This window comes from Myxococcus llanfairpwllgwyngyllgogerychwyrndrobwllllantysiliogogogochensis (genome assembly GCF_006636215.1).
In the GTDB taxonomy this organism is placed as follows: domain Bacteria; phylum Myxococcota; class Myxococcia; order Myxococcales; family Myxococcaceae; genus Myxococcus; species Myxococcus llanfairpwllgwyngyllgogerychwyrndrobwllllantysiliogogogochensis.
This window is the reverse complement of sequence record NZ_VIFM01000290.1, coordinates 1-13,628: the sequence shown is the minus strand read 5'-3', so window position 1 is coordinate 13,628 and position 13,628 is coordinate 1. Positions and strand designations below refer to the sequence as shown.

Below are 13,628 nucleotides of genomic sequence, written 5' to 3'. Positions count from 1 at the left end.
GGGGTGGGCCTTGAAGAAGGCGTCGCTCGCCTCGTGCTGCGCGGTGGTGCCGACCAGCGCGCCCAGCAGCGCCTCGCCTTCCTCGCCCAGCTCGCGCGTCACCTCGGCCTTGCGGCGCGTGGCGTCGGAGTGCAGGTCCATGCGGTTTCTTGGCAGGACGAGCTGCAGCTCGGGGGAGTGGGGGCGCAGCGCGCGCTGCACGGTGGTGGTGAGGCCCAGCTCGGTGAGGGCCTCCTCCACGGCGGGCATGGCCTTGAGGGGCGGCGCGACGAAGGGCGCGTAGGGGAGCACGTAGCCGCCGTGCTCGTAACCCGGGCCCATGCCGTCGTGCTCCACCAGCAGGACGCGATGGCCGCGCTTGGCGAGCAACGCGGCCGAGAGCGCACCACCCAGCTGACTGCCCAGCACGATGACGTCATACACGTGCCGGGATGGACCCGAGGGAAGCTTGAGTTTGGCTGCGGACGTCATGAGGCGGGCAACACTACACAACGTCCCGCGCCGCTGGCTCCCTTTTGGCGCGCCGTGAAGGCCGGTGGGGGCGGAGTGACCCGGCCCGGGGCTCAGCTCCCCACGCCGAAGAGGCGCGCCTCCAGCTCGGGCGGAAGGGTGGTGAAGTCCGGGAGCGTCCAGAGGGCGCCGGCCTGTCGCAGCTGCGTCGAGGACGTCGTGGTGGTGATTCCCACCACGGGCATTCCGGCGTCGTGCGCGGACATGACGCCGAGGATGGCGTCCTCGAAGGCCAGGCACTGGGAGGGGTCGACGCCCAGGCCCTGGGCGGCCGCGAGGAAGATGTCCGGAAAGGGCTTGCCCCGGGAGACCTCCTCGGCGCCGACGATGCGGTGGAAGACGGGGCGCAGGCCCAGCCCGTCAATCACCAGCTCCCGGTTGCCGTGGGGTGCCGCGGTGGCGATGGCCATGGGGATGCCGGCCGCGCGCAGGCGGGAGATGAAGGCTTCGGCGCCCCGGTGCAGCCGCAGATGGGGCCGGTAGAGGGTGCGGTAGTGGTTCTCCTTCTCGTCCGCGAGCCGCTCCAGTTCGTCGGGGGCGAGCGCGCGGCCGAGCAGTTCCGGGAGGATTTCTTCGTTCTTCTTGCCGGCGAAGCGGGTCTGGAAGTCGTCGGCGGTGAGGGACAGGCCGAGCTTGCGCGCGAGCGCCACCCAGGCCTGGTTGTGGAACACCATGTTGTCGACGAGGGTACCGTCCATGTCGAACACGGCGGCGCGCAGGGGCGTGTCGGAAGGTGTCATGGTTTCCCACCCATAGCGCGGCGGGGGACGGGGCGGTCCACGAATCGCGCGCGTCAGGCCGACATGACTGATATTCGGGGCTCCACATGAGTGATGGCGTGCTGATGGAGACGCGTGGGGCGGTGGGCGTGGTGACGCTGAACCGTCCGAAGGCGCTGAACGCGCTGAATCTGGAGATGTGCCGACAGCTGCATCCCCAGTTGGATGCGTGGGCGGCGGACCCGGCGGTGAAGGCCGTGGTCATCCAGGGCGCGGGTGGCCGGGCCTTCTGTGCGGGAGGCGACGTGCGCGCGGTGGCGGCGTCCGTGGCCGAGTCTCCTCGGGGCGAGCAGGAGCGGGTGTCGCGTGAGTTCTTCCGCGCCGAGTACGCGCTGAACCACCGCATCCACCATTTCGGCAAGCCGTACGTGTCGCTGGTGGACGGCGTCTGCATGGGCGGCGGGGTGGGGCTCTCCATCCACGGGGCGTACCGGGTCGTGACGGAGAAGCTGGTGCTGGCGATGCCGGAGACCGCGCTGGGGTTGTTCCCGGACGTGGGGGGCGGCTGGTTCCTGCCGCGCTTCCCGGGTGAGTCGGGGACGTATCTGGGGCTCACCGGGGCCCGGTGTAGCGCGGCGGACGCGATGTGGCTCGGCTACGGGACGCACCACGTGGAGTCCGCGCGGCTCGCCTCGGTGTTGGAGGCGCTGGTGAAGGCGGAGTGGGGGACGGGGCCGGCGAGCGCGGTGGTGGAGCGGATCCTCGCGGGCTTCCACGCGGACGCGGGGACGTCGGTGCTCGCCACGCAGCACGCGGCGATGGACCGGTGCTTCGCGGCGGAGCGGGTGGAGGACATCCAGCAGGCGCTGGAGGCGGAGGGCTCGGCGTGGGCCCAGGAGACGTGGGCGACGCTGGTGCGCATGTGTCCGACGAGTCTCAAGGTGTCACTGCGCCAGCTGCGGATGGGGCGCACGCGGGACTACGACGAGATGGTGGCGGTGGAGTATCGGCTGAGCCAGTCGATGACGGCGCGCGCGGACTTCCGCGAGGGCATTCGCGCGGTGCTCGTGGACAAGGACAACAAGCCGCGCTGGCACCCGGGCACGCTGGGCGATGTCACCGAAGCGGACGTGGAGGCGTGCTTCGCGCCTCGGGCGGGTGACGAGTTCGTCGTGTCGTCGAATTAGAGCGCCCAGCTCCACGGGCCCTGGCGGGCGGCTTCGTCGCCGGGATTGGGGAGGACCTGGAAGTCCCAGTCCAGGCGGCCACAGCCTCGGCATGGAGGAGGCAGGCCACCGACGTTGCGCCAGACGATGGTGAGGTCCGCCGGGTCGAGGTAGAGCGCCTCTGTTTCCGAGTCGTGCAGGTACTGTGTCTCGCACGAGGCGCAGCGGACGAGCTCGAAGTCCTCGTCGCCGAGCACCTCTCCACCCCTGCGGCGAATCTTCTCGGGACAGGGCGAGAGCACGGACATGGAAGGGCTCTGGCGCGACAGGCTACAGGTCCTCGTCGCTGACGACGGTGACGCCCTCGGAGCGGAGCAGCGCCGTGGTGATGCCCTCACCGGGCCGCAGTGTCCCGGACTCGTAGACGCGCTGGCTTCCGCAGGAAGGACTCTTCTCCTTCAACAGCGCTACCGAAGCACCGAAGTTGCGCGCGGCATCCAGGGCCAGTTGGGCGCCTCGCTTGAAGTCCTCGGTCCGGTCGACGCGAGCTTCTCGTTCCAGCGCCCGCGCCTGTCCCGCCCAGACGTCGACACCCGAGCCACCGCAGAGGTCCACGGGCGGGCGCGGGATGGGAAGGCCCGAGCCCACTTCGGGGCAGACGGGAACGACTGCCTTGCCCTCCAGCGCCGCGAGCACTCTCTCGGAGCGCTGCGAGCGACCGTCGTACCGGCAGGCTTCCCCGAGCAGGCACGCGCTCACGAGCACCGTGGATGCCTCGCGAAGCGCCGCGCGCCTGTCGTCCTTTGAAGGGTCCGCGCACGCCTGCGCCGAGCCGGGCTTCGACAGGTCGGCATGCTCCGTGACTGGGCCCATTCCACCAGCCGCGTCGCCGAGAGCGCCGGACGGCCCTCGCGAGCCCGTCACTTCACGGCTCCGGGGCTGCGCAGCGACAGCTCTCCCGCCGTCGCCACCGCCGTCACGCGAGTGCGCATCCCATCCAGCGCGACCTGCCCCGTCACCGCGAGCCGCACGGCCAATGGATAGAGCCGATGCTCCTCGACGAGGATGCGAGCGCTGAGGCTCTTCTCATCGTCATCCGGCAGCACCGGCACGGCCGCTTGTCCGATGATGGGCCCGGTGTCCGTGCCCGCGTCCACGAAGTGCACCGTGCACCCGGCCACCTTCACGCCACGCTCCAAGGCCTGCCGCTGCGCATGCAGCCCTGGGAATGACGGCAACAGGGAAGGGTGGACGTTCAGCACCTTGCCCGTGAAGCGCCCCAGGAAGTCCGCGCTGAGCAGCCGCATGAACCCCGCAAGGCACACCCACTCCACACCCGCCGCGCGCAGCGCCTCCAACAGCGCCGCCTCGAACTCCACCTTCGACGCGTGGGCCTTGTGGTCCACCACCACGGCCGGAACTCCCGCCGCGCAAGCCCGCTCGAGCGCGTAGGCGCCAGGCATGTTCGAAACGACGCAGGCCACCTCGGCCGGGAAGTCCTCCCGGGCGCATGCGTCGAGCAGCGCCTGGAGATTGCTCCCGCTGCCGCTGACGAGCACGCCCAGCCGGACCCGCCGTCCGCTCATGGCTCGATGACCGCCGTGGCCTCGCCCTGGCCCGCTTCCACGCGGCCCACCTCGCTGGCCTCCACGCCCCGTCCGCGCAGCACCTCCAGCGCCTTCGCGACGTCCTCCTGCGCCACCACGACGATGAGGCCCAGGCCCATGTTGAACGTGTTGAACATCTCGTCCCGGGCCACGCTGCCCAGCTTCGCGATGAGGTCGAAGATGGGCGGCTTCACCCAGGACTTCTCGCTCAGCACCGCGCGCGTCCCATCCGGCAGGCACCGGGGCAGGTTGCCCGGAATCCCGCTGCCGGTGATGTGCGCCATGCCCTTCACCTTCACCTCGGCCAGCAGCGCCAGCGCGTCCTTCACGTAGATGCGCGTGGGCTCCAGCAGCGCGTCGCCCAGCGGACGCCCCAGGCCCTCGGGCGTCGCGTCCAGCGCGAGCTTCGAGTCCTCCAGGAGCACCTTGCGCGCCAGCGAGTACCCGTTGCTGTGCAGCCCCGAGGACGTCAGCCCGATGAGCGCGTCACCCGGCTTCACGCTCTTGCCGTCGATGATGGCCGACCGCTCCACCACGCCCACACAGAAGCCCGCCAGGTCGTACTCGCCCCGCGCGTAGAAGCCCGGCATCTCCGCCGTCTCGCCGCCCAACAGCGCGCAGCCGGCCTGCTCGCAGCCCAGGGCGATGCCCTTGACGACCTCTGCCGCCGCGTCCACCTCCAGGCGCCCGGTGGCGAAGTAGTCCAGGAAGAACAGCGGCTCCGCGCCACAGGTGAGGATGTCGTTCACCGACATGGCCACCAGGTCGATGCCCACCGTGCCGTGCCGGCCCGCGGAGAAGGCCACCTTCAGCTTGGTGCCCACCCCGTCCGTGCCCGCCACCAGCACCGGCTCCCGGTACTTTCCCGGCGGCAGGGCGAACAGCCCGCCAAAACCGCCGACGCCCGCCAACACCTCCGGACGCATCGTCCGCGCGGCGAAGGGCTTGATTCGGTCGACGAAGGCGTCGCCGGCCTCGATATCCACTCCGGACTGCTTGTAGGTCGTTCCCACGGGCGGCCTTCTATCGGCCGGCGGGCCCGTTGTCTCGGCCAGCGAAAAGGGGGTGTCGGGTTTGAGGCGCGGACGCCTGCACACACTCGCTGTCCCACTGATCCGCACAACATGGAATTTGACCAGGGGGGGAGGGGCTGATTGACTCCTCGCAGGATGGGCGCCGAGGAAACCCTCTTTCAACGTTTCGGCAAGGAATTCTCAAAGGGCACCGAGCTCTTCCGCGAGGGAGAGGCCGGCCGGGAGATGTACGTCATCCAGGCGGGCAAGGTCTCCATCACGAAGCGCGTGCGCGACGTGGAGAAGACGCTTGCCGTGCTGGGCGCCGGAGAATTCTTCGGGGAGATGGCCATCATCTCCAACAAGCCCCGCAACGCGTCCGCGGTCGTCAACGAGGACGCTCGTCTGCTGGTCATCGACCCCAAGACGTTCGAGGCGATGATCCGCGGCAACGCCGAGATCGCCGTCCGGATGATCAAGACGCTGGCGGGGCGGCTCTCCGAGGCGGACGCCCAGATTGAGAACCTGCTCCACAATGATCCGGCCAGCCGGGTCGTCCACCAGCTCATCCTGTTGTCCCAGACCCGGAGTCGTCCGTCCGAAGAGGGCACAGAGGTGGACTTCGTGGTCCGCGACATGCCCCGCCAGATTGGCGTGGGCGAGCCCGCGGTGCGCAACGTGTTGGACCGGATGATCCGGGCCGGCCTCATCTCACGCAGTGGTGACAGAGTCACCGTGTATGACACGGCCAGACTCCACGACTTCCTCCAATACCTGGAGATGAAGTGGAAGTTCGGAGACCTCTAGCGTGAAGCTCCGAGTCCTCGGCTGCCACGGTGGCGAGCTTCCCACGTGCAAGAGCACGTGTTTTCTCGTCGATGACGTGCTGGCGCTCGATGCGGGCGCACTGACGGGGACGCTCTCGTTGGAGGAACTGTGTCGGGTGGACCACGTGCTCGTGGGCCACAGTCACTTCGACCATGTGAAGGACCTGCCGCTGATGGCGGACCTGGTCATCGGTCGTCGCGACAAGCCCGTCACCATCCACGCCTCGCGCGAGTGCGCCAAGGCCCTGCGCGACAACATGTTCAACAACGCGCTCTGGCCGGACTTCACCCGCATCCCGACCAAGGCCAACCCCGTCCTGCGCATCAAGACGTTCCGCGCCGGCGGCACCTTCGAGGTGGGGCCCTACACCGTGCGCAGCGTGCCGGTGAGCCACCCCGTGGAGTCCTGCGGCTTCATCATCTCCAATGGGAAGACGTCGCTCGCCATGAGCGGCGACACCGGCCCCACCGACAAGCTCTGGAAGGCCCTCAACCAGACGCGCGACCTCAAGGCGCTCCTGTTGGAGACGTCCTTCCCCAACGCCCTCCAGTCGCTGGCCGACATCTCCGGCCACCTCACGCCCCACACCCTGGGCCTGGAGCTCCAGAAGTTCGAGCGCAACGGGACCTCCGTGATGCTCTACCACCTCAAGCCAGCCTTCGTGGCCCAGCTCAAGAAGGAGCTGGCGAGCATGCCGGTGGAAGTCCTGGAGCTGAACGACACCTTCGAGTTCTAGCCCCGTCCCAAGAGGGACGACGCGGCGCGCCACACGGAACGGTTGACGGGCGGGGACGGTCGGATTAACCCCCGGCCCCTCATGGCCTGGTTTTCGAAGAAGCCCCGCATCGCCGTCGACACCCAGCAGCAACCCGAGCCCGGTCCGTCTCGCATGGAGGGCTTGTGGGCCAAGTGCGAGAACTGCGACGAGATCATCTACCGGCAGGAGCTGGAGAAGCACTGGATGGTGTGTCCGCACTGCGACCACCATCATCCGTGGAACGCGCGCGCGCGGCTGGCGACGCTGCTGGACCCGGACAGCTTCGAGGAGTTCGACAAGGAGCTGGAGCCGCAGGACCCGCTCGGGTTCAGTGACACGAAGAAGTACAAGGACCGGCTGAAGTCCACGCGCAAGAACCTGGAGGAGAACGACGCCTTCGTCTCGGGCGTGGGCCGCATCGCCGGCCACCAGGTCTCCGTGGGCGCGTTCATCTTCGAGTTCATGGGCGGCTCCATGGGCTCGGTGGTGGGCGAGAAGGTGGCGAGGACCTTCGAGCGCGCGCACGAGCTGAAGTGCTCGGCGCTCATCTTCTCGGCTTCCGGCGGCGCGCGCATGCAGGAGGGTATCTTCTCCCTGATGCAGATGGCGAAGACGTCCGCGGCCATCGCCCGCTTCCGCACCGGCAACAAGCCGTACATCTCCGTGCTGCTGCACCCGACGACGGGTGGCGTGGCGGCGTCCTTCTCCTGGCTGGGCGACGTCATCATCGCCGAGCCCAAGGCGCTCATCGGCTTCGCCGGTCCGCGCGTCATCGAGCAGACCATCCGCCAGAAGCTGCCGGAGGGCTTCCAGCGCTCGGAGTTCCTGCTCGAGCACGGGATGATCGACAGCATCGTCAACCGCAAGGACCTGCGCGCGAAGCTCGGGCAGATTCTCGGCCTGCTGGGCTGAGTCCGCGCGGCTCGCGTCCCTGGCATGAGCGCGCCCCGCACACCGGAGGAGGCCCTGGGCTTCCTCTCCCGGCTCAACCCCTCCGGCATCAAGCTGGGGCTGGAGCGGGTGCGCGAGGCGCTCGAGGCCCTGGGCCACCCGGAGCGCCGCTATCCGGTGCTCCACGTCGCGGGCACCAACGGCAAGGGCAGCACCTGCGCCTTCGCCGCCACCGCGCTCCAGGCCGCGGGCCACCGCGTGGGGCTCTACACGTCCCCGCATCTGGTGCGCGTCAACGAGCGCATCCGCGTGGGCGGCGAGGACATCTCCGACGAGGACTTCGGCCGCGCCATCCTCGAAGTGTTGGAGCGCTATCCCTCCGCCGTCGCGGAGCCGATGACGTACTTCGAGTTCGGCACCGTCGTCGCCCTGTGGCACTTCGCGCAAGCGGGCGTGGACGTGGTGGTGCTGGAGACGGGCCTGGGTGGGCGGCTGGACGCCACCACCGCCGCGCCGTCGATTGTCACCGCCATCACCCCCGTCTCCTTCGACCACATGGAGTACCTGGGCAACACCCTGGGCTCCATCGCCGGTGAGAAGGCCGGCATCCTCAAGCCCGGCGTGCCGTGCGTCGTCGCCCGTCAGGAGCCCGAAGCCCTGGAGGCCATCGAGGCCCGTGCCCGTGCCCTGTCCGTGCCGCTCTGGGTGGAGGGCCGGGACTTCTCCGTCGAGACTCAGGCCGACGGCAGCCTGGCCTACAGGGGACCGGGCTGGAGGCTGGACGGTTTGCGGACCTCGCTGCGCGGACCGCATCAGCTCCAGAACGCTGGAGTGGCGCTGGCCTGTCTGGAGGCCCTCGACGCGCGAGGCATCGCCGTCACCCCCGAGGCGGCGCGAGCGGGCCTGGGCTCGGCGCGCTGGCCGGGACGGCTGGAGGAAGTAGGGCAGGGGCCCACTGTCCTGTTGGACGGAGCCCACAACCCCGCGGGTGTGGCGGTGCTGCTGGCGTCCCTGCGGGCGCTGTACGCGGGTCGCCCCATCCACTGCGTCTTCGGCGTGGTGGCGGACAAGGACCGGGGGCCGATGATGCGGGCCCTCTTTCCCGCGTGTGCTTCCGTACAGCTCACCCCCCTGGACACCCCGCGCTCGTTGTCACCGGCGGCCTATCTGGACGAAGCGCGCGCCCTGGCCGCCGACGTGGCCGCATGGCCCGACGTGGATGCCGCGCTGGCGGAAGCCCGGCGGCGAGCGGGCGTGGACGGCGTCGTGCTGTGCACCGGCTCGCTCTTCCTGGTCGGCATGGTGCGAGCCCGGAAAGACCGGCCCCGAACACCCTGAAGGGCCACCGCGAGACACCTGGACGACGGTGTTTCGCCCAGCAGGACCAGGGCTCTCCCGACGAGGCTCGTTGGGGCGACCTTGTAGGGTGGACCTTCGGTCTTCGCTGAGCAAGACGGGTGAGCAGAGGGACTGAATCCTTGGCGCGCTGCATCAGCCGCCGTAGATTCAAGATATGCGCCTGCCGGACTGGAGAGCCGCGACGACCACGGGACCAGCCATCCCCTCCATCGATGAAGTCGACTTCCGGGCGCTTTACTCGAAGACGAAGTACGTGGTGGAGACCGCGGACGGCTGGTCGTTGGTCATCACTCGCTACCGGCCGGTGAAGCAACCCTTCGCCCAGCCGCTGTTCGGTGAGCCCCTGCTGCTGGTGCATGGCTTCTCCCAGAACCGGCACACGTGGACGAGCGGACAGTTCGTCAAGAACCTCCTCTTCTTCGGCGTGGACATCCACATCCTGGAGCTGCGAGGGCATGGCAAGAGCTCCATCGCCTTCCAGAAGGAGCGGGCCGAGCGCTTCAAGCGCCCCCTGCCTCCAGACCTGGACTACGGCTGGGACATCGACAGCTATTTCCTCTACGACCTGCCCGCCGCCGTCTCCGGCGTGAAGCGCATCACCCGTCGCGAGCGCATCTTCTACTGCGGCCACTCCATGGGCGGGATGCTGGGCTACGGCTACACCGGCATCCACGACGACTTCGAGGGCCTCATCACCATCGGCGCTCCAGCGGACCTGGGGCGGGGCTTCATGCTGCTGCGCATGGTGGCGCGCGGCGCGCCGATGCTCGGCGGCATGGTGGACCTGACGCTCGCGGGGCTGAACCTGGGTGGTGAGGTGGAGGGGCTGGGCAGGAAGGTGCTCGCGCGAGGCCTGGGCACGGTGAACGCGAAGCTGGGCAAGAGGCTGGAGCCCGAGGCGCGCCGCAAGCTGCGCTTCAACGCGATGCCGGTGGACCTCATCCTCAAGTTCGTCGAGCGGCAGATTGGCAAGGCGGAGGACTCGCCGCTGTATCAACAGCTCACCACGCGGATGAACCGGCTCATCAACCCGGAGCGCGTGGGCTCCGACGACATCCGCTGGTTGTTGCGCGAGGGCGGTGAGCGCGAGCCGCGCAAGGTGCTGGAGCAGTTCGCCCGCTGGATTCGTCGCGGGGAGATGGTCTGCTACCGCACCGGCTTCGACTTCAAGCGCGGCTTCGAGAAGATTCAAATCCCCATGGCCATCATCTTCGGGGACATGGACCCGCTGGCGTCGGTGGAGTCCACCCGGAGCGTGTATCGCGCCGCCAAGAGCGAGTACCTCCTCTGGCGACCGGTGAAGGGCAACAGCCACATCGAGCTGACGATGGGGCACGACATCCGGCAGATCTGCTACGACATCAAGAACCTCATCGAGTACGCCCGGACGCACCGTCACCGCACGCCGGCCCTGCCGCGCCTTCGCTGAGGGCCGTACGGCTGGAAAGTTGGAGGGTGAGGCGCGCGTGTTAGCATCCGCGCCCACTGTCAACGTGAAGGGGAGTGGTTGATGAAGGCCTCAGCGGTGTGGCTGCTCGGTGTGGTGCTCGTGCCCTTCTGGGCGCTCGCGCAGGCTCCGGCGAACCTGAACACCATCACCGGCGTGCAGGTGAATGGCGGGACGGTGACCATCACCGGCTCGAAGAAGGCGAACTTCACCACCTTCACCATGACGGACCCGCCCCGGCTCGTCATCGACATCGCGGAGGCCGTCTTCTCCGGCGTCCCCGAGGAGACGCAGGTGGGCAATGGCACGGTGACGGGCATCCGCACCGCCAGCTACGGCTCGGATGACTCCGCCATCGCCCGCGTGCTCATCGGCTTCGAGCGCGAGGTGGAGACGGACATCCAGGCCACCGACACGCAGCTCGTCGTCAAGGTGGTCGGCGGGGGCGGACAGGCCGTGGCACAGGCTCCCACCACACAGCCGGAGCCCGCCGCCGCGCAGCCCACCACGGATGGCACCGCCGCGAAGGCCGCCGCCGCGGCCGAAACCGAGCGTCAGGCCCAGGAGAAGGCCGCCGCCGAAGCCACCGCCCGCGCCGAAGCGGACCGTCAGGCCCAGGAGAAGGCCGCCGCCGAGGCGAGCGCCCGCGCCAAGCAGGACGCGGACGCCGAGCGCCAGCGCCAGCAGGAGGCCGAGGCCCGCGCCACGTCCCAGCGAGAGGACGAGCAGCGCGCCGCGCAGGCCGCCGCCGACGAGCGCAAGCGTCAGGAAGAGGAGGCCCGTGCCTCCGCGCAGGCCGCCGCCGACGAGCGCAAGCGTCAGGAAGAGGAGGCCCGTGCCTCCGCGCAGGCCGCCGCCGACGAGCGCCGTGCCTCCTCCGAGTCCGCCGCCGAGGAGAAGAAGCGCCAGAAGGAGGAGGCGCGTGCCGCCGCGAAGGCCGCCGCCGAGGAGAAGCAGGCCGCCGCCAAGGCCGCCGCGGACGAGGCCGTCGAGGCCCGCCGTCAGCGTGAGGAAGAAGCCCGCGCCGAGCGCGAGCGTCGCCAGCAGGAGCGGGTGGCCTCCGCCACGCCGCGTCCGCGTCGCGAGGTGGCCAGCGGTTCGGACTCGTCCGCGGAGGTGTCGTCGCGGCGCAAGACGATGACCCTGGTGGGCTTCCAGCAGCAGCCGGGAGTCTCGCGCGTCTTCATCCGCACCAACGAGCCGGCGCGCTACACGGTGAGCGAGCAGGGCAACGCGGTGGTGCTGGAGTTGGAGAACAGCCGCATCGACCTGAACAACAACACCCACCCGCTGGACACGTCCTTCTTCAACTCGCCCGTCACGCGGGTGGAGGCGGACGCGAACGGCCGCGATGTGCGTGTCACCATCCAGCTCCGGCAGCAGGCCCCGGTGCAGGCGCGGCAGGACGGCAACGTCATTTCGTTGGATTTTCAGCGCACGGCTCGGTGATAAGGGCGACCGCGCGGCCGTGGCGCGGCATACCCTGCACCCCTGAATGAGCCTCCTCGTTCCGCTCGCCGCAGCGCTGCTGGTGTCGTCAGCGCAGATTCCGCTCGCCACCCAGGTCCAGCTCCCCTCCGGCGAGACGGTGGAGCTGGCCGCGGACTTCCTCACCTACGAGGCCGACAAGCAACTGCTCACCGCGCGCGGCCACTGCGAGCTGCGCACCGGTGAGATGCTGCTGCGCTCCGACGAGGTGACGTACGACGAGGCGAACCAGGTGGCCACCGCCACCGGCAACGTCATGTTCGTGGGCCCCGACGGCATGGCCGCGGTGGCGGACGACGTGCACGTGGACATCCGCACCTTCGTGGCCACCCTCAAGGGCGGCCTCTTCATGCAGAAGAAGGGTGTCACCCAGGAGGCGCTGCTCACGGCGAAGACGCCCCAGGAGCTGCGTGCGATGGGGGAGACGCCCATCATCCTCAGCGGCTCGCGCATCCGTCGCACCGGTCCCAACGCCTTCGTGGTGGATGACCTGGCCTTCACCCCGTGCGAGTGCGGCCCCGGAACGCCGACCTGGCGCATGGAGGCGAGCTCCGCCAACGTCATCCTCGGCGAGCGCGCCACGCTGACCTGGCCCGTCGTCTACATCCAGTCCGTCCCCATCTTCGCGCTGCCCTGGGTGTATTTGCCGCTGGCGGAGCGACGCACGGGCTTCCTCTTCCCCAGTCCGCAGTTCTCCAGCCTCAATGGCCTCGGCCTGGAGCAGCCCCTCTTCGTCACGCTGGGTCGCAGCTACGATTTGACGTTCACCCCGGGCTACTACCATGGCGCGCTCGTGGAAAAGACGCACGACCCCGATGGCAATTCCGAGACGAAGAACACGATTACCTACGAGGAACCGCGGCCCAACGGCGTGAAGGGCCCCCGGTTGCTCACTGAGTTCCGCTACGTGCCCAGCGAGCGGACGCGGGGGCGCGCCACGCTCGGGTTCCTCTACGACTCGCGGCCCAAGCTGGACCCCACGACCCTCGACTTCTTCCGCTATCCGGTGGATCCGAACGGGATCAGAAAAATCATCGACGCCCCGCGCGGACTGCGAGGAGAGGCTTCCTGGCAGCACTTCCAGGACCTGGGCTCGGGTTGGTACGACCGGGTGGACGCGTCGGTCGTCTCGGACGGCAACTACACCCGCGACCTCACCGCCGACATCCTCGTCCAGGGGCTGGATTACCTGCGCAGCACCGCCACCGTCTTCCGGCGACAGGAGGACTCCTACGCGGGCCTGGACGTCTCCCTGCGCCAGGACATCCGCTGGCCCTACCGCTTCTTCCAGGACAACCGCGTGCCGGCGGAAGTCGACCCGCTGCGGCCGGACCTGCCCTCACCGAGGACCTTCCAGCGACTGCCCGGGCTGGTCCTGTCGCTGCCCGAGCGCCCCCTCCTCGGGGGCATCACCGGAGGACTGCGCGCGGAGTTCACCCGCCTGGCCCCCATCCATGAAGGCTTCGGGGACGAAGGCGTCGACGGCATCTTCCGACCCAATGGCAACTACCTCCTCCTGGGGGTCGGTGACGCGCCGGACCCCGGTCAATCCAATGCCCTCTTCGACTCGAGGGACCGCGAGGCCAGGGACCGCATCGACTTCACGTCCCGGCTGTCGACGTCGGTGGCGCTGGGGGACGTCGCGCGCGTGACGCCGTCGTTGTCGCTGCGCCAGGACGTGTGGGCCGGTGAGTACTCCGGCAAGTCGTGGCAGCGCGGCTATCCCATCGGCGGGCTCATGCTGGACACGCAGCTGAGCCGGACCTGGACGGGCGCGAAGACGAGCTACCGCCACAGCTTCGCGCCCTCCCTGGAGCTTCGCTACGTGCCGGGAGGGTGGGGG

The 13,628-nt window shown here is 69.3% G+C and carries 14 protein-coding genes; 8 read left to right on the top strand and 6 right to left on the bottom strand.

Annotation, left to right across the window (positions count from 1 at the left end):
* Together FJV41_RS41715 and FJV41_RS41710 are read right to left on the bottom strand one after the other, a co-directional pair.
* The coding region (locus tag FJV41_RS41715; protein ID WP_174467250.1) for an NAD(P)-binding protein at positions 1–471 on the bottom strand (471 nt) is incomplete at its 3' end.
* A 92-nt stretch (positions 472–563) separates the two neighbouring features.
* Entirely contained in the window at positions 564–1,250 is a 687-nt protein-coding gene (locus FJV41_RS41710; protein WP_141648197.1) for an HAD family hydrolase, read from the bottom strand.
* A gap of 86 nt (positions 1,251–1,336) precedes the next feature.
* Between FJV41_RS41710 and FJV41_RS41705 the strand changes: the two genes are divergently transcribed.
* Positions 1,337–2,416, top strand: coding sequence for an enoyl-CoA hydratase/isomerase family protein (locus tag FJV41_RS41705; protein WP_141648196.1), 1,080 nt, complete (start codon positions 1,337–1,339; stop codon positions 2,414–2,416).
* Here FJV41_RS41705 and FJV41_RS41700 read toward each other — a convergent pair.
* From FJV41_RS41700 to purM, 4 genes are read right to left on the bottom strand one after another with little or no spacing between them, the layout of a single operon-like run.
* Positions 2,413–2,703 (bottom strand): hypothetical protein, encoded by a 291-nt coding sequence (locus tag FJV41_RS41700; RefSeq protein ID WP_141648195.1) that lies wholly within the window; start codon positions 2,701–2,703, stop codon positions 2,413–2,415. The genes FJV41_RS41705 and FJV41_RS41700 overlap by 4 nt on opposite strands.
* Before the next feature lie 22 nt (positions 2,704–2,725).
* The gene (locus FJV41_RS41695) at positions 2,726–3,268 is read right to left on the bottom strand and encodes a 2-thiouracil desulfurase family protein (protein WP_141648194.1); all 543 of its coding nucleotides are present in this window, start codon (positions 3,266–3,268) and stop codon (positions 2,726–2,728) included.
* A 47-nt stretch (positions 3,269–3,315) separates the two neighbouring features.
* A complete protein-coding gene (purN, locus tag FJV41_RS41690) occupies positions 3,316–3,981 on the bottom strand; it encodes a phosphoribosylglycinamide formyltransferase (RefSeq protein ID WP_141648193.1) in 666 nt (221 codons plus the stop codon).
* Positions 3,978–5,015 (bottom strand): phosphoribosylformylglycinamidine cyclo-ligase, encoded by a 1,038-nt coding sequence (gene purM / locus FJV41_RS41685; RefSeq protein ID WP_141648192.1) that lies wholly within the window; start codon positions 5,013–5,015, stop codon positions 3,978–3,980. Before purM ends, purN begins: the two co-directional genes overlap by 4 nt.
* 156 nt (positions 5,016–5,171) lie before the next feature.
* On the opposite strand from purM, the gene FJV41_RS41680 reads away from it, so the two are divergent.
* From FJV41_RS41680 to FJV41_RS41650, 7 genes are all read left to right on the top strand, one after another.
* A complete protein-coding gene (locus tag FJV41_RS41680; RefSeq protein WP_141648199.1) occupies positions 5,172–5,822 on the top strand; it encodes a Crp/Fnr family transcriptional regulator in 651 nt (216 codons plus the stop codon).
* A gap of 1 nt (position 5,823) precedes the next feature.
* The gene (locus FJV41_RS41675; RefSeq protein ID WP_141648191.1) at positions 5,824–6,579 is read left to right on the top strand and encodes an MBL fold metallo-hydrolase; all 756 of its coding nucleotides are present in this window, start codon (positions 5,824–5,826) and stop codon (positions 6,577–6,579) included.
* Between the two features lie 81 nt (positions 6,580–6,660).
* Positions 6,661–7,512 carry an acetyl-CoA carboxylase, carboxyltransferase subunit beta gene (accD, locus tag FJV41_RS41670; protein WP_141648190.1) on the top strand — a complete coding sequence of 284 codons (852 nt, stop codon included), beginning with the start codon at positions 6,661–6,663 and terminating at the stop codon, positions 7,510–7,512.
* A 24-nt stretch (positions 7,513–7,536) separates the two neighbouring features.
* Positions 7,537–8,829, top strand: coding sequence for a bifunctional folylpolyglutamate synthase/dihydrofolate synthase (locus FJV41_RS41665; protein ID WP_181791298.1), 1,293 nt, complete (start codon positions 7,537–7,539; stop codon positions 8,827–8,829).
* A 175-nt stretch (positions 8,830–9,004) separates the two neighbouring features.
* On the top strand, positions 9,005–10,279 hold the full coding sequence (locus tag FJV41_RS41660) for an alpha/beta hydrolase (protein ID WP_141648189.1): 1,275 nt from the start codon (positions 9,005–9,007) through the stop codon (positions 10,277–10,279).
* An 81-nt stretch (positions 10,280–10,360) separates the two neighbouring features.
* The gene (locus FJV41_RS41655) at positions 10,361–11,746 is read left to right on the top strand and encodes an AMIN domain-containing protein (protein ID WP_141648188.1); all 1,386 of its coding nucleotides are present in this window, start codon (positions 10,361–10,363) and stop codon (positions 11,744–11,746) included.
* 46 nt (positions 11,747–11,792) lie between these two features.
* A partial coding sequence (locus tag FJV41_RS41650) for an LPS-assembly protein LptD (protein WP_141648187.1) occupies positions 11,793–13,628 on the top strand: 1,836 nt, incomplete at its 3' end.